21 protein-coding genes and 1 riboswitch are annotated in these 18,527 nt (G+C 42.1%); of the genes, 4 read left to right on the top strand and 17 right to left on the bottom strand.

Translation table 11 applies throughout. The features are described 5' to 3' along the window. Positions 1–9: 9 nt before the first annotated feature. The 7 genes from queA to BUB92_RS07030 all read right to left on the bottom strand — a co-directional run bounded on the left by queA (position 10) and on the right by BUB92_RS07030 (position 4,809). Entirely contained in the window at positions 10–1,065 is a 1,056-nt protein-coding gene (gene queA, locus BUB92_RS07000; RefSeq protein WP_073092054.1) for a tRNA preQ1(34) S-adenosylmethionine ribosyltransferase-isomerase QueA, read from the bottom strand. A gap of 3 nt (positions 1,066–1,068) precedes the next feature. Continuing rightward, positions 1,069–1,302, bottom strand: coding sequence for a DUF2905 family protein (locus BUB92_RS07005; RefSeq protein WP_200774225.1), 234 nt, complete (start codon positions 1,300–1,302; stop codon positions 1,069–1,071). Between the two features lie 15 nt (positions 1,303–1,317). Next, complete coding sequence (locus BUB92_RS07010; RefSeq protein ID WP_073092057.1) at positions 1,318–1,884, bottom strand: epoxyqueuosine reductase QueH; 567 nt, start codon at positions 1,882–1,884, stop codon at positions 1,318–1,320. 21 nt (positions 1,885–1,905) lie between these two features. Then, entirely contained in the window at positions 1,906–2,934 is a 1,029-nt protein-coding gene (gene ruvB, locus BUB92_RS07015; protein WP_073092060.1) for a Holliday junction branch migration DNA helicase RuvB, read from the bottom strand. 22 nt (positions 2,935–2,956) lie between these two features. Beyond that, positions 2,957–3,559 carry a Holliday junction branch migration protein RuvA gene (gene ruvA / locus BUB92_RS07020; RefSeq protein WP_073092063.1) on the bottom strand — a complete coding sequence of 201 codons (603 nt, stop codon included), beginning with the start codon at positions 3,557–3,559 and terminating at the stop codon, positions 2,957–2,959. 18 nt (positions 3,560–3,577) lie between these two features. After that, complete coding sequence (gene ruvC, locus BUB92_RS07025) at positions 3,578–4,060, bottom strand: crossover junction endodeoxyribonuclease RuvC (RefSeq protein ID WP_073092065.1); 483 nt, start codon at positions 4,058–4,060, stop codon at positions 3,578–3,580. 182 nt (positions 4,061–4,242) lie between these two features. Next, a complete protein-coding gene (locus tag BUB92_RS07030) occupies positions 4,243–4,809 on the bottom strand; it encodes a BofC C-terminal domain-containing protein (protein WP_073092067.1) in 567 nt (188 codons plus the stop codon). Between the two features lie 247 nt (positions 4,810–5,056). Between BUB92_RS07030 and BUB92_RS07035 the strand changes: the two genes are divergently transcribed. Beyond that, positions 5,057–5,701, top strand: coding sequence for a hypothetical protein (locus BUB92_RS07035; RefSeq protein WP_073092070.1), 645 nt, complete (start codon positions 5,057–5,059; stop codon positions 5,699–5,701). A gap of 49 nt (positions 5,702–5,750) precedes the next feature. On the opposite strand, the gene BUB92_RS07040 is transcribed toward BUB92_RS07035, so the two are convergent. From BUB92_RS07040 to BUB92_RS07085, 10 genes are all read right to left on the bottom strand, one after another. Then, positions 5,751–6,509, bottom strand: coding sequence for a YebC/PmpR family DNA-binding transcriptional regulator (locus tag BUB92_RS07040; protein WP_073092072.1), 759 nt, complete (start codon positions 6,507–6,509; stop codon positions 5,751–5,753). A 37-nt stretch (positions 6,510–6,546) separates the two neighbouring features. Next, entirely contained in the window at positions 6,547–7,221 is a 675-nt protein-coding gene (locus BUB92_RS07045; protein ID WP_073092074.1) for a methyltransferase family protein, read from the bottom strand. Between the two features lie 39 nt (positions 7,222–7,260). Continuing rightward, positions 7,261–8,007: an NAD(+) synthase gene (gene nadE / locus BUB92_RS07050; RefSeq protein WP_073092077.1), complete on the bottom strand. Its 747-nt coding sequence runs from the start codon at positions 8,005–8,007 to the stop codon at positions 7,261–7,263. 25 nt (positions 8,008–8,032) lie between these two features. After that, on the bottom strand, positions 8,033–8,950 hold the full coding sequence (gene cysK, locus BUB92_RS07055) for a cysteine synthase A (RefSeq protein WP_143156889.1): 918 nt from the start codon (positions 8,948–8,950) through the stop codon (positions 8,033–8,035). Between the two features lie 164 nt (positions 8,951–9,114). After that, positions 9,115–11,646: a homocysteine S-methyltransferase family protein gene (locus BUB92_RS07060; protein ID WP_278280507.1), complete on the bottom strand. Its 2,532-nt coding sequence runs from the start codon at positions 11,644–11,646 to the stop codon at positions 9,115–9,117. Positions 11,647–11,715: 69 nt separating this feature from the next. Beyond that, positions 11,716–11,816: riboswitch (SAM riboswitch) on the bottom strand. Between the two features lie 29 nt (positions 11,817–11,845). After that, the gene (gene tatB / locus BUB92_RS07065) at positions 11,846–12,163 is read right to left on the bottom strand and encodes a Sec-independent protein translocase protein TatB (RefSeq protein ID WP_084728391.1); all 318 of its coding nucleotides are present in this window, start codon (positions 12,161–12,163) and stop codon (positions 11,846–11,848) included. Positions 12,164–12,322: 159 nt separating this feature from the next. Further along, on the bottom strand, positions 12,323–12,652 hold the full coding sequence (locus BUB92_RS07070; RefSeq protein WP_073092081.1) for a phage holin family protein: 330 nt from the start codon (positions 12,650–12,652) through the stop codon (positions 12,323–12,325). Between the two features lie 86 nt (positions 12,653–12,738). Continuing rightward, positions 12,739–13,287, bottom strand: coding sequence for a DNRLRE domain-containing protein (locus BUB92_RS07075; RefSeq protein WP_073092084.1), 549 nt, complete (start codon positions 13,285–13,287; stop codon positions 12,739–12,741). A 13-nt stretch (positions 13,288–13,300) separates the two neighbouring features. Then, entirely contained in the window at positions 13,301–14,266 is a 966-nt protein-coding gene (locus BUB92_RS07080; RefSeq protein ID WP_073092086.1) for an NAD-dependent epimerase/dehydratase family protein, read from the bottom strand. A 40-nt stretch (positions 14,267–14,306) separates the two neighbouring features. Continuing rightward, positions 14,307–15,371, bottom strand: coding sequence for a CgeB family protein (locus BUB92_RS07085; protein ID WP_073092088.1), 1,065 nt, complete (start codon positions 15,369–15,371; stop codon positions 14,307–14,309). 171 nt (positions 15,372–15,542) lie between these two features. On the opposite strand from BUB92_RS07085, the gene BUB92_RS07090 reads away from it, so the two are divergent. The 3 genes from BUB92_RS07090 (at position 15,543) to BUB92_RS07100 (ending at position 18,141) form a co-directional block, all read left to right on the top strand. After that, positions 15,543–17,075, top strand: coding sequence for a YifB family Mg chelatase-like AAA ATPase (locus BUB92_RS07090; protein ID WP_073092090.1), 1,533 nt, complete (start codon positions 15,543–15,545; stop codon positions 17,073–17,075). Between the two features lie 101 nt (positions 17,076–17,176). Continuing rightward, positions 17,177–17,674, top strand: a complete 498-nt coding sequence (locus tag BUB92_RS07095) for a rubrerythrin family protein (protein ID WP_073092092.1) — start codon at positions 17,177–17,179, stop codon at positions 17,672–17,674. A 62-nt stretch (positions 17,675–17,736) separates the two neighbouring features. Beyond that, positions 17,737–18,141 (top strand): CoA-binding protein, encoded by a 405-nt coding sequence (locus BUB92_RS07100; RefSeq protein ID WP_341372075.1) that lies wholly within the window; start codon positions 17,737–17,739, stop codon positions 18,139–18,141. Positions 18,142–18,527: the final 386 nt, after the last annotated feature.

Here is an 18,527-nt window from a genome sequence, read left to right on the forward strand (position 1 = left end):
CGTAATTTTCTATTTTATAAACATAGCATCTCCATAGCTGAAAAACCGATACCTGTTTTCTACCGCATAGCGATAAGCAGCCATAGTATTTTCATAGCCGGCAAAGGCGGCTACCAGCATGAGGAGTGAAGAACCAGGCAGATGAAAATTGGTGATCAGTTTATCTACCGCCTTAAACTTATAGCCTGGATATATAAATTTCTCTGTTTCCCCACTCTCAGCGCGGAATCCATAATCATCATTATATACTGTTTCCAGGGTTCGTACTACCGTAGTCCCTACAGCCACAATACTCCTTCCTTCCTGGCGGGTATTATTCAAAAGCCGGGCGGTTTCTTCATCTATCCGGTACCATTCGCGATGCATCTTATGTTCTCTTATATTCTCACAGGTCACAGGACGAAAAGTACCGATGCCTACATGCAAAACAATACCCGCAATATTTACCCCTTTCGCTTGCAAATCATAAAGAAGCTTTTCAGTAAAATGAAGCCCGGCAGTAGGAGCTGCTGCTGAACCTGTTTCTTGCGCATAAACTGTCTGATAACGTCTTTTATCGCTTTCTTCTGCACTTCGCCTTATATAAGGCGGCAGAGGCATTTCCCCCATCTCTTCAATAAACTGGTAGTCATCCGGGCAGTTATTAAACCTTATGATCCTGCCCCCTTCTACCTCGCTTACATCAACAATCTCCGCTGTAACCTTGACCCCTTCCCCAAAAAAAACTGTCTCTCCCGGCCTTAACCTTTTAGCAGGTCTTACCAGAGCTTCCCACCCCTCATCCCTCTTCTTAAGCAAAAGGATCTCAACTTTGCCCCCACTCTCCTTATACCCATGCAGACGGGCAGGAATTACCCGGGTTTTATTCACCACCAGGGTATCACCTGGCTTAAGATATTCTATTATATCCCGAAAAATTTTGTCCTCCACCCTTCCTGTCCGGCGGTCAAGCACCAGAAGGCGGGAAGCATCCCTGGGCTCAACCGGAAATTTAGCTATCAAGTCTTCAGGCAGGTAATAGTCATAGCTTTTTAAATGGTAAATATCATAACTTTTGTCGTTCATATCTCATCTCCTTAATATAAGATTGGCAATTAGAGTCAGAAAAAGGCTGAGCAGCAAAAAAGTAGTCAGGGGAAAATAAAAAGCGAAATTTTCTCTTTTTATATATATATCTCCCGGCAGCCTGAACAGGGGAATATTATTACCTAGCTTAGACAAAAATAAAAAAATTACTCCCAGTAAGAGCAGAAAAAAGCCTAAACTTATAAAAATTTTGCCCATGCTCTCCATAAAATTCATGATTTACTTCCCCCTCTAGTCCTCAGATTTATAAACCTCTTGCCAGATATTTCGGGGAGCATATCTTTCCATTTCACTGTAAATACATCCACAGTATTGCTGGCGATAAAGCCCCATCTCTTTCGACATCTCAACCCCTTTAGAAAATCCTTCGCGGAAATCATAATATAAAAAAGGTATCCCATAAATTTCACCAGCTGCTTTTCCTACTTCGGCAATAAGGTCATGTTTTTGATATTTGCTGACTAAAAGGGTGGTAGTAAAATAATCAAATTTACCTTTTTTGGCTATATGGGCAGCCCTGCTTAACCTCATCTCATAACACATAAGACAGCGTCTGCCCTCCCGGTAAGCTGCACGGCGCAAAAAATTAACCATATCATATTTTTCATCATAAATAACCTTTAAATCAGTCCTTCCGGCCAACTTCTCCAGAGCTTCCTTCCTCTTTACATATTCAGTATAAGGTTGAATATTAGGGTTATAAAAATAACCCATAACAGTATGGCCCTGTTCTCTCAATACCTGCAGAGGGTAAATAGCACAAGGACCACAGCATATATGCAGCAAAACTTTAGCCATTGAAAACCACCAGCTTATCATTTATAAATCAAACAAGATTCCACTTCTACCATCTTTAACCGGATAACCTAGATGCCGATAGGCACGCTCAGTTGCAATTCTACCGCGGGGCGTCTTTTGAATCAAGCCTAATTTAAGCAGATAAGGCTCATAAACATCCGTTATGGTATCAGGTTCTTCGGAAACCGCAGCCGATAAAGTTTCCAATCCCACCGGCCCTCCGCCAAATTTTACAATTATGGTTTCCAGGATCAGGCGATCTAAAACATCTAGTCCCCATTCATCTATTTCCAGCTTATCAAGGGCTAGACGCGCAATCTCATAATCGATTACGCCATTTCCTTTCACCATCGCATAATCGCGCACCCTTTTCAAAAGCCGATTAGCAATACGGGGAGTTCCCCGGGCCCTTTTGGCAATTTCATAAGCGCCATCATCTTCAATTTTTATATTTAATATCCCTGCTGCCCGCTTGATTATAGTAACCAGGTCCTCTACCTCATAAAAATCAAGCCGGCATTGAATGCCAAAGCGGTCCCGCAAAGGTGAAGTTAAAAGCCCGGGACGGGTAGTAGCCCCAATCAGAGTAAAAGGAGGCAGATCAATCCTTAAAGTGCGAGCCGCCGGCCCTTTGCCGATAACAATATCCAGGGCAAAATCTTCCATAGCCGGATACATAATTTCCTCCACACTGCGGTTTAAACGGTGTATTTCATCAATAAAAAGTATCTCTCCTGGTTCCAGATTGGTAAGTATAGCCGCCAGGTCTCCCGGCCTCTCTATGGCCGGCCCCGAAGTTTTTCTTATAGGTTTTCCTGTCTCATAAGCAATTATAGTAGCCAGGGTAGTCTTGCCCAATCCCGGCGGACCACTCAAAAGAACATGATCTAAACTTTCTCCTCTCTCACGGGCAGCGGAAATAAATACACTTATGTTTTCTTTTACCTTTTCCTGCCCTATATAATCCTTCAAAGTCAGCGGTCTTATCGATTGGTCAGTTCCTTCATCCTCGGCCAGCAGGTGAGGTGATATAATCCTTTCCTCAGCCAAAACCGCACACACCTCCTTTATTTTAAACTGATGATTGTCGCTGATTTATAAACCGCAAAACCTTTTTAAGGTCTTCCTCCAGGCAGCCTGTAAGCTCCTTCTTTCTCTTCAGCTCATGCAAAAGAGGATAAAACTCACTTCTTTTATAGCCTAAAGCCTCCAGAACCTCCACAAGCTCTGCTGCTCTTTCCCCATTTTCCTCACCAGCGTATACTGAACCTAGTGACCACAATTTTTCTTTCAATTCAAATATCAGCCGCTGGGCAGTTTTCTTGCCTATTCCCGGCAAACTGGTTAAAAACTTTTCATCTCCATTTATTACCGCCTGGTAAAAGGCAGCAGGCTCAGCAGCTCCTAAAATACTCAGAGCGCTTTTAGCCCCCATGCCGGAAACCGTAATCAGCCTCTTAAAAAGCTCCCTTTCTTCTCTATGCAAAAAACCATAGAGTCTGAACTCATTTTCCATAACCTGCATACAGGTATATATAAAAATCTCGTCGCCAGGAGGGGGCATTTCTCTAAAACTGCGTTTATGTACATAAACAGTATAACCTACTCCCCCTACATCTATGACCACCGCATCTTCTTCACAGAAGGCTAATCTTCCCCGTAAAAATGAAACCATCTTTTAAACCCCTTCACGCTAAATATTTATATGGCGTAAATTATGAGCATGGCATATGGCCACAGCCAGGGCATCTGCCGCATCATCTGGCCTGGGAATATGATCAAGCTTGAGGATATACTTAACCATACTCTGCACCTGTTTTTTGTCCGCACCGCCATATCCGACTACTGCCTGTTTTACCTGCAGAGGAGTATATTCAGCTGTTTTGATGCCTGAAGCCGCCAGAGTACAAAGAGCTACCCCCCTGGCCTGGGCCACCGTAATAACCGTTTTGGCATTGCGATGGTAAAAAATATCTTCCACTGCTGCTGCTTCTGGTTTAAATTCATTAATAATAGCACTTAACTCCGATTGAATTTTAAAAAGGCGCAAAGGCATCTCCATTTCCGCTGGAGTAGTAATAACCCCATAGGTAATCAGCACTTCTCTTCCTCTCCGGGTATCAACCAATCCATATCCGGTTATGGCTGTCCCCGGATCTATACCTAAAATAAGCATAAACCTCTTCTCCCCAAAATATATCTATAAGTCGGCCTTTTATTTCGGTTTTCGTTTATTAATAAATCAATTTTAATAATACCGCAAAAATATTTACTTTTCTAATACCTTTTAAGCCCATAAAAAAAGGATAAGGCTTCCTTACTGCCTCATCCTCATGCCAACTTTTGTTCGCTCAAAAATCATATAAACTCATCAAAATTTTCCAGAGCATCCTGCATGGCCTCTTCATCCCTGAACTCGTAGTCGCCCCGCTTTATTTTGGCCTGCTCTTCGGCAGGAAGATTTTCTATCTTTATGTTGGTAACCTTTTCTAAAACCTCTTCTTCCTTTGGCCCCTTAAATATAGCCACATAGCCCTGGTATTCTTTTAATCTCCTTCTTTCATATTCAGCCGGGCAATAACCATCAATAGTATGTCTTATAATTAAGGTTTCTTCCTCTCTCTTAATTTCGTAGCCTGCTTTCTCTTTATAAATATTCTTTATCTCATCTACGGTTTTGCCATTTAAGCTCTCCCGGTAAGGGAAGCTGGATATAATAACATGTCCGCATCTAGTGTAAAATTCTTCATATATTACCTGATTTTCCTCACTTATTAAATCATTTCTTTCCCTATCTTCCATCACCGGCTTTTTGGCCTTATCGACCGCGGAAAAATCCGACCACCAGCCAGCCAGAAAATAACCGGCACCAAAGAAAAGGCCCAGAGTAATAAGAAACAGGATACTTTGCCCCTTTTTAATCACTAAAGATCACCTCATAAAAATTTTTACCCTCCTCCAGGCCGTCTATACTTGCTTTAGCCAACATTTTGTATTTTTCCGGATAAATCGTCACTTAAACCGGTTTAAAATATAAATTTTGGTTAAAATTGTACTTGCATAAAAACCGGAAATATGGTTTAAATTAAGTATAAGAAAGTCAAATTAAAGTCAAATTTGTTTAAGTTTTCTGAAAATTGCGTTCAAATCCGCAAATTTAGGAGGTGGGAAAATGGCAGTCCACAAGCTGGCTGATATCTTTAACGACATAGCTTTAGACTATTCTTTCTTTGATCCCAACTACGCCTGGCGGGATGTAGAGGCAGGTTCTCAGATGGAAGATTTAAGGACAGCCCAAAATGAAAAAACGGAAGATAAATCTTACTGGCAAAATGTATTTCGCTTTATGGAAGCAGCTCTGAGCAATGGCATCATATGGGAAATAGAGCCGGAAGAAATATCTGCCAACAACGCAAGAGAAGCCGAATACTACCAGGCTGCCCTGCAAAGCCTTAATGATGAACTGGAAAAAACCGAACATATTCTTGCTTTATTCGATAACTGGGCAGGTACTCCGGTAGATATTCTTTCTCCCTATGGCGACATAAGCTGGGGCGAAAATATCTTTGCCTCCGCTGAGGATGATTTAACCCTGGAAATACCGGTAAAAGTTTATCGCAAAGATACGGATTATGTAATAAAAGCCAACATGCCCTGGATAAAAATAGGCGAATTTACCGATATGCCTTTAGACCCCAAAATCAACCTGAAAAGCGTTCTGGCTGCACTGCCTTTGCGGATAAACTCCAGAGAGGCTAAAATAAGCTTTGTAAATGGAGAGCTTAAAGTTGAAGTGCCGGAAGCAGCAGAAAAATAGGATTAAAAAAGGTGACTTCGGGAAAACCCAGGGTCACCTTTGCACTTTTTTAAGACAACTTTTCCATCAAATTATCGGGGATGGAAACATTGGTATAGACATTCTGCACGTCATCATGGTCTTCCAATTTTTCGATAAGCTTAATTACTTTAGCTGCTGTTTCCTCATCCGTTATTTCCACTGTATTTTCCGGCAGCATAACTACATCGGCTACCTCTAAAGGGATATTTTCCTTTTCCAGCGCCTCTTTTACTTCCATAAAGTTTTCGGGGGCAGTTACAATTTCCAGCACTTCCCCTTCATCTTTTATATCATCAGCGCCTAAATCCATAACATAAAGCATAAACTCTTCTTCATCCATTTTGAGATTTTCTTTCTTTATCCCAATAAGACCAGCCCGCTTAAACATCCAGGCTACGCAACCGCTTTCCCCCATATTGCCTCCATGCTTGGAGAAAATATGCCTTATTTCCGAAGCGGTACGGTTGCGGTTGTCGGTAGCTATTTCCATCAATATAGCCACCCCCGCCGGTCCATAGCCTTCATATATCATTTCTTCCAGAGCTTCACTTTCTATTTCTCCCGTTCCCTTCTTTATAGCCCTTTGTATATTTTCATTCGGCATATTAACTGCTTTAGCCTTCTGGATAGCCAGCTTAAGCTTGGAATTGGCTTCAGGATCAGCACTGCCGCCGGTACGAACAGCTATCATTATTTCCCGGGCAATTTTGGTAAACTCTTTGCCTTTTCGCTCATCAGAACGGGCCTTTTTATGTTTTATATTCGCCCATTTCGAATGTCCTGCCATCTAAATTCCTCCTTCATCCCGCTTACTAGAATAAATATTACCATATACCAGGAATCATTCTCTTGGTTCTTTTCATATATTCCCTGTACTCATCACCAAAATGCTTGATAAGCAATTCTTCCTCAACCTTTATGCGATAAACAAGAGCAGGAAGGGTTAGCAATATAATGAGCACCAGAGAACCCCAGGAATTAAAAACCAGGGGGATAGAAATAATACTGAGCAGGGTTCCCAAATACAGGGGATGCCTTATCTTCTTATAAGCACCATCGGTTATCAATTTGTGATCTTCATAGATAGCTACGCGGGGATTAAAATATTTACCTATAGAATTAAAGCCCCACCAGCGTACAAAGCAGGAAACTACAAACAGGGCAAAACCAGTATAAATTATAACTGGTTCTAAAGCTTTAATTCTAGTGTAATTTAAATCCACAAAATCGATAGCAGCAAAAAAAAGAGCCAGTAAAAAAGAAAGCTGCACATATAAATAAGACCTGCGGTCATCATCTTCAATCACATAAGTGTCAGGATCTTTATAGATCAAAGATTCGGCTACTACCGTCCATAAAAGATACAGGCCAAAAAATGCTGTAATCACCCTAAAATCAAAAGGCGAAAGCTCCTTATAAGCCATAATAGCTATATAAATAAAAATAGCTACGGCAATTATTATCCTTATAAAAACATTGCGTTTTCTGGTATTGGCCAAAAGCCCTTCCTCCTTTTGCTTTATTTTGCTGTTAAGCTGTTATTTGTATTCCGCGGGGATATAAGCAATAGGAGGCATCCTTCTTTTATGTTCACTTTTCCTGTGCATATCCTGGATTATTTCTACTACTTCCGGCCTACCCTCTCCTGTTTTCAGATAGGTATCTAGTTCTGCATAAGTAATCCCCATTTCTCCTTCATCTGTTTGGCCTTCCCACAAACCAGCGGAAGGGGGTTTATTGATTATCTCTTCTGGTATACCCAGGTAATGAGCCAGCTCATAAACTTCTTCCTTTAACAAATCGCCTAACAGCTGCAAATCTACGGCACTATCCCCATGTTTGGTAGCATATCCTATACTTATCTCACTCTTGTTGCTGGTGCCTACTACCAGATAATCCCTGGCCTGGGCCGAATAATAAAGGGTAATCATGCGCAGCCGGGGTTTGATATTAGCTCTTAAAAGTCTTCCTTTTACCCCTTCTATTTTTAAATATGATTCAAATTTAGTGGTAAGCAGCCGATATACATCGGTTAATTCTACAATCCGGTGGTTGATTTTAAAAGTATCCACCAGAAGCTGAGCATGCATCCTATCTTCTACACTGCTTTCACAAGGCAGAATAAGCCCCAGGCAGTTTTCTCCCCAGGCTTTTTGCGCCAGGACAGCTGCTACCGCCGAGTCAATACCTCCACTTATACCCAGGACTACTCCTTTCGCCCCTGCCTTTTCTACTTCATTTCTCAGCCAGGACACAAGATATTCAGCTACCGCCTTTACATTCACTTTCTAACTCCCCCTTACCCCCTTATTATCCAAACAAAAGGGTCGAAATATATTTTTCTGCCCCATCTGGTGCTATAGCCAGTACCTTTTTATACTTTTTCTTCTCCGCTACTTTAAGAGCAGCAAAAACTGCAGCCCCGGAAGATATGCCGACTGCTATCCCTTCTTTCCTTGCCAGCTGCCGGCAGGTATCTATAGCTTCTCCATCTTTCACGGCAAAAACATAATCTATTAATTCGGTTTTCAGTATAGGAGGTATAAATCCTGCACCAATACCCTGGATTTCATGGGCTCCAGGAGATCCACCGCTTAAAACCGCTGAATTTTTGGGTTCAACAGCTATTATATCAATATCAGGTATTTCCTTTTTTAAAACTTCTGCCACCCCGGTTAAGGTTCCGCCACTTCCTACCCCGATGACAACAGCATCAAGATTATTTCCCATCTGATCCAATATTTCCCTTGCTGTATATAAAGCATGGCTTTCCGCATTATAAGGATTAGAAAACTGCTGAACAAGATAATATTTATCCGGATCGGCCGTGGCAATGCTTTTCGCCTTTTCTACTGCTCCCAGCATACCCTGAATAGGGGGGGTTAAAAGTACCTCGGCTCCATAAAATTCAAGTATTTTGCGTCTTTCTTCACTCATATTAGCCGGCATAACAATAATAAGTTTATAACCCTTAACTGCTGCGGCCATAGCCAGGCCAATACCTGTATTTCCTGTCGTAGCTTCTATAACCGTCATGCCTTTTTTTAACTTTCCCTCAGCTTCTGCCTTTTCCAGCATATAAAAAGCCGCCCGGTCTTTAAGGCTTCCTGCCGGGTTAAAACACTCCAGCTTAACATAAATCTCTGCCTGCATACCTTCTGTCAGCCGGTTAAGCTTGACTACCGGCGTCCCCCCCACTAATTCCAGCATATTGTCTACTACTTTCACTCTTTCGCCCCCTATAAAAATTACTTATACCTTTCCCACCCTGCATAATGCAAGGGATTAGTGAAATTCATCTCTTTTGACCGCTTATATAAAGGTTAACAGTTATAACAAGGCTTTTGTTATATTAAATTTTTATAGGGGGAATAAATATCATGTATGCTATGCTAATTTACCGTACTAAACCCTGCCCTCTGCATTAGTTGCTGAGCCAGGAGCACTGCCGAACGCGCATCTTCAGAATAGCCATCAGCCCCTATGCTGTCAGCATATTCCTGGGTAAGCACCGCTCCTCCCACCATAACCCGGCAGGAAAGCCCCCTTTTTTTTACCTCTTCAATAACCTCTTTCATCCGGGGCATAGTAGTAGTCATAAGGGCACTCAAACCTACTATATCCGCCTTTTCCCGCTGAGCAGCATCGACAATATCTTTAGCTTTAACATCTTTACCCAGATCTATCACCTTGAATCCATAATTCTCCAGCATCACCCCGACAATATTCTTGCCTATATCATGAATATCCCCTTCTACCGTAGCCAAGACTACTACTCCCCTCTGGGCATCACTCTCCTCAGCCAGCATAGGTTTAAGATAGGAAAAGGCTGTTTTCATAGCATCAGCTGCCCGCATAAGCTGAGGCAGAAAATATTCTTTGCGGTCATAAAGCTCTCCCGCCTTTTCTATTCCCGGTATGAGGGCATTATTAATAATAGTCAAAGGTTCAACCTTTTCTTTTTCTAAAGCTTCTTCGAGCAAAGGGATTATACCTTCCACATTTCCCTCCAGGACTGCATTCCGAATCTTTATAAGGCTCCCTTCCTTTTCCTCCGCCGGCAAAGAAGTTTTCCCTTCTTTGGCTCCCTTTTCCGCTTCGCCTTTGGCCATGCGGGCTACCAGATCAGGAATATTGCATTCACGGCACAAGGGGTGCCTTATGGCTGCCACCTCACGGGATGCTTCTGCCCTAGATCCCTTATAGAAACTTATAAATTCCTTACAATCAGCATCACGGTTCAAGAGTACAGCTGCTGCCCTTACCACATCCATCATCCGGCTGTCAAAAGGATTCATTATAGGCAGGTCTAAACCTGCGGCCAGAGCCATAGCCAGAAACGTGGAATTCAATACCTCCCGGCTGGGAAGTCCATGGGACACATTGCTTACTCCTAAAACGGTTCCTACCCCCAGCTCTTCTTTGATAAGGGTTAAGCCTTTTATAGTTTCCATAACCTCTCTTTGTTCGGCACTGGCCGTTTTCACCAGAGAGTCCAGATAAATATCTTCATCGCGCAGGCCATATTTTCTGGCTTCGTTGTAAATTTTATGCCCGATTTTCACCCTTTCTTCCGCGGTAGGGGGAATACCGTTTTCATCCAGGCATAGTCCCAGAACAGCTGCCCCATATTTTTTAGCCAGAGGGAGAATTTTCGCCAGGTTTTTTTCTTCGCCGGTGGTGGAATTTATGAGGGCTCTCCCGACAAAATTTTTCAAACCTTCTTCTATGGCTTCCGGATGGGTGGAATCCAGAGAAAGAGGCACATCTACTACCGCCTGTATAGCTATAACTGCCTTTTTCATAGCTTCCTTCTCATCTATGCCTGGAACCCCCATATTAACATCCAGCATAGGAGCACCGCTTTCTACCTGCTTTTTCGCTTCCTCCACTACCATGGCCATGTGTCCTTCTTTTATATCCTGAGCCAGCTTTTTGCGGGCAGTAGGATTAATCCTCTCCCCAATAAAAGCCAGCGGATAAGGAGGCCCTATTATAACATGGCGGCTGCGGGAAGCAAAAGCAAATATCCTTTTCTTCTCCCGGGGCAAAGGAGAAAGTCCTTTTAAAACCTCGGCTATCGCTTTTATATGTTCAGGAGTAGTTCCACAGCAACCTCCGATTATATTAGCACCGGCATCCCTGAGCAAAAGAGCATATTCTGCCATCTCCTCTGGAGTATCGGGAAAAACAGTCTTGCCATCCACCAGAGCCGGCAAACCTGCATTAGGTTCTACGGACAAAAATACACTGCTATACCTGTTCATCTCCTCGATAACAGGTAAAAGCTGCAAAGCGCCTCCCGAACAATTAGCTCCTATGGCTAAAGGCTGCAGCGCTTCCAGTATAATAAGTGCCGTTACCGGATCAGTTCCCATCATAGTTCTTCCATCTTTTTCAAAAGTCATGTGGGCAATAACCGGAATATCCGTATTATATTTCGCTGCAATCAAAGCGGCCCGCATTTCCCCAATATCAGTCATGGTTTCTATAGATATGAGATCAGCTCCTGCCCGAGCACAGGCTACAATTTGTTCTTTAAAGGCTGCATACAGATCATCAAAAGAAACATCACCTATCGGTTTTAAAAGTTTTCCCGTAGGCCCAATAGAAGCAGCCACCAGTGCTTTCCCTTGCGCCTTTTCTTTGGCAATTCTTACGGCTTCACTGTTTATTTCATAAACCTTGTCTTCCAGTCCGTATTCCATCAATTTAAAACGATTAGCGCCAAAAGTATTGGTCTGGATAATATCGGCTCCTGCTTCTATATATCTATAATGTATTTCTCCCAGCACTTCAGGATTATTAACCCCAAACCACTCCGGACACTCTCCCGGCTTTAAACCATTAGCCTGCAGCATAGTACCCATAGCTCCATCCAGGAGCAAAATTCTTTGTTTGAGCAAGACTTCCAAACTTTCCACTTTGCTGATAACCCCACTTTCGTTATTTTTATAAACAAAAAAACCCTCTATAAAGAGGGCCTTTTATCCCTCTTATCTCCCAGGTTAAAACCTGCAGGATTTGGCACCATACCTTATACGGCGGTTGCCGGGTTTCATCGGGCCCGTCCCTCCACCTCTCTTGATAAGAGTTTTTCAAATTCTATGCGATTTTTAAAGATTAGCTTATACGGGTATCATTTTCCGCAGCTGCTTCTTCTCCCACCTCTTTTAATACCACATCTTCCTCAGCAGCCTCATCTTCCTTCTTTGCTCCTGGTTTCACATTTATATCCGCCGCTGAACTCGGTTTGTCATCTAATCTTATGGCTTCCTCAATTTCCCTTTTCACTCCGCTGGTAGCCTTCTGAAACTGGTTTATGGCCTTTCCTAAAGACCTGGCAACTTCCGGAAGTTTTCCCGGTCCTACTACAATCAGGGCAATGAGCAGTATCAAGACTAATTCCCATGGTCCTATATTCCCTATAAATCCGTACATAAAAAGCCTCCTAAACTGCAACTAGTAAAATATAAAGCAATCTATTGTAATTTTACTTTTAATTTAATATTTCCGCAAATACTTTATAAAAACTGCCCGGGCCAACAAAAAAGAACGGTTCCATTTAGAACCGCTCCCTCCTGGTTTAAATGCCGTATTTTATCTCAATTCCGTCGGCACAAAAGCATCGATTATACCTATTACCAGAGCAGCAATAAGGCTTCCTAGAAGAGATACGGATAAAAAACCTGGAATAATAAACTGAGCCAGATATATAACTACAGCGGAAGTAATAAACCCTACTACACCTCTCGCCTTGGGAGAAACCTTCTCACCCATAATCATTTCTACTACATAACCTAAACCTGCTATAACCAGAGCAGCAATTAAAGCTCCCACAAAGCCATTTACACTTATTCCCGGTATCAAAAAGCTTACCAGCATTAAAACCAGAGCCGATACGATAAAACGTACTACCGCACCAATCATGTCGCTTCTCCTTTCCTTGTGCTTTCTCTTTTCTAGATTGCCAAAAAAGGGGGAATATTATACAACATTTTAAAAACGGAATTAATTTAATAATTTAAATTACCATAATTTATTATTAATGCCGGCCTCTTGCTAACCGGCAAAAACCTTAAACCAGCCAGAGCAATCAGGGCATCATAATCTTCTTCCCCGCCTAACATGATTCCATAATAGGGACTTTTTTGCTCATACCATTCCCTTACCCATAAAGTTAGATCAAAAACAACTTCTCCCTCTCTACCTGCCTTAACGGCTATAGTTAAATTTCTTTTTTTATCAAATAGCGGCTGCTTATTCCATGTAACCTCATTTTCGTCCCAGGGGGCAAGCAGGGGATAAATCAGCAACCTAGCCTTCTTACCAGGTAAAAGATCATTGCGTATTATGTGCATTTGCAAGCAGGCACTTCTTATAACATCACCCGGGGGAATTATCCCATCCAGATAAGAAAGATCGCAATAGAGCAAACTGCGATAAATATCTCCTCTTCCTTTAAATCTTCCCGCAAACAGGACTTCACTGGATCTGAAATTTTGCCAGGCATAGTATTGCGAAATATACAGGCCTTTAGTTAAAGGAATTATAACTTTATTCATATCCCTTTCCTCTCTAATTCTGGTTTTTCCTGTCAGTAGTTAAATTTTTCTCATACCAATCCAGGGTAAGCTTTAATCCATTATAAAGACTGTATCCTGGCTCATATCCCAGCCAGGACCTGGCTTTACTTATATCAGCTACCCGATAAATGGTCTGATCCCATTTCCTTCTTTCCTGGTATTCGACAGAAATGTTCTGGCCTTTTAGCCTGCTTATTATATCAGCAACTTCCCTGATGGTAGTCCCAGTACCTGTTCCTATATTGAAAACTTGGTTTATCCCGTTAGAGGAAAAAGCCGCCAAAATTGTCCCCTTTACTGCATCTTCCACATAAGTAAAATCTCTAACTTCCTCTCCGTTGCCGGTAATAAACAGAGATCCTGCCCTCACCGCTGCCGCTACAAATTTGGCTATAACACCCCGGTACATGCTGTCAGGTTCTTTAGAGCCGTAGACATTGAAATAGCGGATTATGGTAAAAGGTAATCCATAGTTGGCTCCATAAAAAAGAGTATAATATTCACCTGCCAGCTTGGATATACCGTACGGGGTATGAGGCTTTAAAGGTGAATCTTCCTTTAAAGGGTTAAATGACGGCAGATAAACACAGGAAGTAGAAGCATATACAAAGCGCCTTATACTTCTGGTTTTAACTGCCAGCTTGAGCTGCACCAGAGTGCCTTCAGCATTAATCCTTAAATCATAAACTGGTTCCTTTATCGAAAGCTCATTGGCATAATGGGCAGCCAGATGAAAAAGCAAACCAGGCTTATATTTATCATAAATCCGGGCCAGGGTTTCATCTCTTACATCTTTCTGATAAAAATATATCTTGCCGCAACGAGGGAGATTTTCTATACTTCCTGCTGATAAATTGTCAACTACTATTACCTCATAATCTTTTCTTACCAGATAGTCTGTCAGGTGTGATCCTATAAAGCCCGCTCCTCCCGTAACCACCACCGTCTTTTTTTCCATACTTTAACCTTGCCTCCCCTGAACTTAACCTTGCTCCTGCTCACAGGTCCTCAATAAAAGCCATAAGCTTCTTTTCCATGGTCCGCACCCTGTGCATATAGGTATGTCGGGCCAAAATCTCTTCCCGGGCTTTTTTGGCTATCTTTTTCCTTTCTTCTTCGTGCTGCAGGTAATAATCTACTATTTCCAGCGTCTCTTCAGGTGATGTAGACCATACTACATGTTCAAAATTGCGGAAAAAATTGGCATAGGCTGGGGTAAAAGGCGTAAGATGAAAAGCTCCTGTACCCATAATTTCATAAGTGCGGCAGCTGGTTTGCGTCAAGGAATTATTAACTGATTGCAAACCCAGGACAATCTTGGCTGAAGAATAAAGATAAGGAGTTTCCCGATAATCTATATAACCGCCATACATATGCTCAGGAATAATATAATCTGATTGCGGGTTAGTCCAATCCCCTCCCCATACCTTGAGGTTATAATTGCCATCCACCAGAGGTTTCAGTATTATATCTATAGCCTGGCGCCTAAATTTTTTGCCTTCCGCAAACCAGTAATAATTATTAGCAGCCAAAACCAGATCATAGCTGTATCCTTTTCTGGGAGGTAAAGGCTTAAAAATATCCGGATTACAGGCAAAGGTAAGGGTAGAAGAAGGGATTCCCCTTTGGGCATACCATAGATTACATTCTTCAGCTAAAGTAAAGACATAATCACAGTGCGGAGCAAAAAGCAGGGAAACTTCTTCAAAAAAGAGCGGATCTTCCGTAGCCCAATAAAGATGAGGCACTTCATGACTTTTTACTACATCCAGAAAAACTTCAATAGCAAAAAGATTTATAGACCAGCCGGGAGTAAAAACCAAATGAGGTTTAAATTGCTTCAGCCAGTAGCTTAAAATATCCTTCTGCTCATCTTCAGCATATTTAGCAAGGGGCAAAATACAAACAGTATAACCCATTTTCCCCATAGCAGCAAAAAGCCCGAAATTGAGATAATATAAAAGATGATTAACACATAATACCCTTATCCTCTCTCTTTTTTGATAATCTTTATAAAGCTGGAAAAATTTTTCTTTCTTTTTTAAAGTTAAATCCCTATACATATTTCCGTCCTTTTATTCAATATCCATATGCCTTTTAAATATATATGTAAATTTGCCCATTAAAGTTCTTAAAAAAATAGATTTTAACAGATATTGATTTTTTCATTTACAGCAACTGATGAATTTGCTTAACTTATGTTAGAAAAACTTACCTGTACGGGGGAGGAAAATATGCTGGCAGCTGTAAATTCGCTAATAATAACCGGGATTGAAGCTAGGCCGGTAAAAGTAGAAGTTGATATTCAAAATGGCCTTCCGGCCTTTGAAATAGTAGGGCTGGCTTCCACCGCTATCAAAGAAGCCCGGGAAAGGGTAAGAAGTGCCATAAAAAATAGCGGCTTCAAGTTCCCAGGCCGCCGCATAATCGTTAATCTGGCCCCGGCTGATCTAAAAAAAGAAGGCAGCCATCTCGACCTACCTATCGCCCTGGGTATATTGAAAGCATCAGAACAGATCAATAATGATATCCCTTCCGATTATTACTGGGCAGGTGAGCTTTCCCTGGACGGAAATCTGCGCCGGGTTCCCGGAATCATGGCTATGGCTCTGGAACTCGCTTATTCCCAACAAGATAAAGTTCTGGTAATTCCCGAAGAAAACGAAAAAGAAGCAGGATTAGTTCCCGAAATCAGATCTTTTTATGCCACTCATTTGCGACAGGTGGTAGCCTGCATAGAAGGCGAAGAAACGCTTTCCCCGGTAAATCCCACCCAGATAAAATCAAACCCCGAGAAAAAATACGACTTTGCCGAAGTCAAAGGCCAGGAAACTGCTAAAAGGGCTCTGCTCATAGCTGCTGCCGGCATGCATAATGTCCTGCTCATAGGCCCTCCGGGAGGAGGCAAAACTATGCTGGCCCGCCGGCTTCCCGGCATATTACCTCCCATGCAGCGCGAAGAAATCCTGGAAACTACCCGCATATATTCGGTAGCCAATCTCCTAACCCCTAAAAATCCCATAATAACTGAACGTCCTTTTCGCGCACCACATAAAAACGCGTCCAGCTCCAGCATAATCGGAGGAGGCAGAATTCCCAAGCCTGGTGAAATAAGCCTGGCACAAAACGGGGTGCTCTTTTTAGATGAGCTGCCGGAGTTCTCCCGTGATGTACTGGAAGCTATGCGTCAGCCTTTAGAAGACCGTATGGTAACCGTAGCCAGAGCTCATTCCACCCATATATTCCCAGCCAATTTTATGCTCATATGTTCCATGAATCCCTGTCCCTGCGGCAATTTTGGTTCTGATCTGGAATGCCGCTGCAGTCCTTTGCAGATTCAGCGGTATTTGAGCCGTATAAGCGGTCCTCTCCTGGACCGCATAGACCTGCATATAGAAGTGCCGCGCGTAAAATATGAACAGCTAAGTGAAAAAAGAAGTGGAGAAAGTTCTGCCTCTCTGCAGGAAAAAGTTGCTGCTGCCCGGGAAATCCAGCGAAAAAGGTTTTCCTCTCTGCAAATAAAACTTAACTCCCAGATGGGGCCAGCAGAAGTAAAAAAATACTGTCAGCTGGATGAAAAATCAGAACAGCTTTTTAAAACAGCCTTTAATAAACTCAACCTTAATGCCCGGTCCCATGACCGTATCCTGAAAGTAGCCCGCACTATTGCCGATTTAGAAGGTTCAAAATCAATACAGATCCATCATCTGTCCGAAGCTATTCAATACCGCAGCCTGGACCGTAAATACTGGGGCCATAATATATAACCTGAATTTTATATTTGGTATAAATTTTTTTGCTAAATAATGTTATGCTATAATTACAAAAATCTTTTAAAAAAAATTAAGCAAAAAAGGAGGAGACTATAATGAAATCACAGGAAAACCTCAAAGCTTCTTTTGCCGGCGAATCCCAGGCCAACCGCAAGTACACCGCTTTTGCGGAAAAAGCCGAAAAAGAAGGATTTCCTAAAGTAGCCCGCCTTTTCAGAGCTGTAGCCGAAGCTGAAACTATCCATGCCTTAAGACAGCTGCAGGTAATGGGAGGAGTTAAAGACACCAAAGAAAACCTCAAAACTGCTCTGGAGGGCGAAACTTATGAATTTACCGTGATGTACCCTGAATTTATAAAAGAAGCGGAAAAGGAAGATGCTAAAGAAGCTAAAATCGCCTTCCATTTTGCCAATGAAGCGGAAAAAGAACATGGGAAACTTTTTGAAAAAGCACTTAATGCCCTAGAGGAAGGTTCTGATTTTCCCGCTGAAGGTTTTGCCCTGTGCCCGGTATGCGGCTATGTGGCAGAAAATGAAGCTCCTGACAAATGTCCTATATGTAACACACCGGGCGAAAAATTTCGCAAATTTTAAAAAACCAAAGAGGCAGATCCCAAAATCTGCCTCTTTATTCCAACCAAGTAGGTTAAAAACTGGTGGAAGACCGGATTAAAAAGGAAATATTACAAAAAACCAAAACTATCGCCATAGTAGGCCTCTCTGACCGTCCAGAACGTCCCAGCTTCAGAGTCGCTAAATATCTGCAAGAAAAAGGTTACCGCATCATCCCGGTAAATCCCCGGGTAGAAGAAGTACTGGGAGAAAAATCTTTTGCTTCCCTTAACGATATACCTTTTTCTGTTGACCTGGTCGATGTTTTTCGCCGCAGTGAAGAAGTCCCTGCCCTGCTGGAAGAAGCAGCACAGAAAAAAATACCCTGGGTATGGCTTCAACTGGGAGTAACCTGCCCGGAAGAAAGCGAACAAACTGCTCGCCAAAACGGAGTACAGATTATAAAAGACTGCTGTATCATGGTGGAACATAAAAGGCTTATAGGTTAGCAATACCATATTTGATAAAAAATATCGCGAATAAAGTTTGTTTTTTTCATGGTTTTAGGTTATAAACTCAAGTTTCGCACCCAGAAAACCCTGCTCAAACAGCAATAAATCGGGGGTAACTGAGCAAAAAAATTGTTGTTGACAACAAAAAACGCATCCCCGTTTGGTAAAATGGTATTAAGGAAGAAACCAAAACAATCCAAACGGAAAGGATGCGTGATTAAATGATACAACAAATTAATCCGTCTGAAAAGGTCACAACTGAAGTTTCAAAACTATTTAAGGTTTTAAAGATCAACCAGTTACTCCGTGCTGCCAACATTCGCAAAGCAAGCGGGGTAAACGTTCAACAGATTTTTGAGTTTATCTTTTTGCTTGCTTTCTTA

Source organism: Thermosyntropha lipolytica DSM 11003 (genome assembly GCF_900129805.1).
In the GTDB taxonomy this organism is placed as follows: domain Bacteria; phylum Bacillota; class Syntrophomonadia; order Syntrophomonadales; family Syntrophomonadaceae; genus Thermosyntropha; species Thermosyntropha lipolytica.

Coding starts and splice junctions, on each gene's coding strand:
- queA (WP_073092054.1), bottom strand. CDS start 1,065: ATGAACGACAAAAGTTATGATATTTACCATTTAAAAAGCTATGACTAT.
- BUB92_RS07005 (WP_200774225.1), bottom strand. CDS start 1,302: ATGAATTTTATGGAGAGCATGGGCAAAATTTTTATAAGTTTAGGCTTT.
- BUB92_RS07010 (WP_073092057.1), bottom strand. CDS start 1,884: ATGGCTAAAGTTTTGCTGCATATATGCTGTGGTCCTTGTGCTATTTAC.
- ruvA (WP_073092063.1), bottom strand. CDS start 3,559: ATGGTTTCATTTTTACGGGGAAGATTAGCCTTCTGTGAAGAAGATGCG.
- ruvC (WP_073092065.1), bottom strand. CDS start 4,060: ATGCTTATTTTAGGTATAGATCCGGGGACAGCCATAACCGGATATGGA.
- BUB92_RS07035 (WP_073092070.1), top strand. CDS start 5,057: ATGGCAGTCCACAAGCTGGCTGATATCTTTAACGACATAGCTTTAGAC.
- BUB92_RS07040 (WP_073092072.1), bottom strand. CDS start 6,509: ATGGCAGGACATTCGAAATGGGCGAATATAAAACATAAAAAGGCCCGT.
- tatB (WP_084728391.1), bottom strand. CDS start 12,163: ATGTACGGATTTATAGGGAATATAGGACCATGGGAATTAGTCTTGATA.
- BUB92_RS07070 (WP_073092081.1), bottom strand. CDS start 12,652: ATGATTGGTGCGGTAGTACGTTTTATCGTATCGGCTCTGGTTTTAATG.
- BUB92_RS07075 (WP_073092084.1), bottom strand. CDS start 13,287: ATGAATAAAGTTATAATTCCTTTAACTAAAGGCCTGTATATTTCGCAA.
- BUB92_RS07080 (WP_073092086.1), bottom strand. CDS start 14,266: ATGGAAAAAAAGACGGTGGTGGTTACGGGAGGAGCGGGCTTTATAGGA.
- BUB92_RS07085 (WP_073092088.1), bottom strand. CDS start 15,371: ATGTATAGGGATTTAACTTTAAAAAAGAAAGAAAAATTTTTCCAGCTT.
- BUB92_RS07090 (WP_073092090.1), top strand. CDS start 15,543: ATGCTGGCAGCTGTAAATTCGCTAATAATAACCGGGATTGAAGCTAGG.
- BUB92_RS07095 (WP_073092092.1), top strand. CDS start 17,177: ATGAAATCACAGGAAAACCTCAAAGCTTCTTTTGCCGGCGAATCCCAG.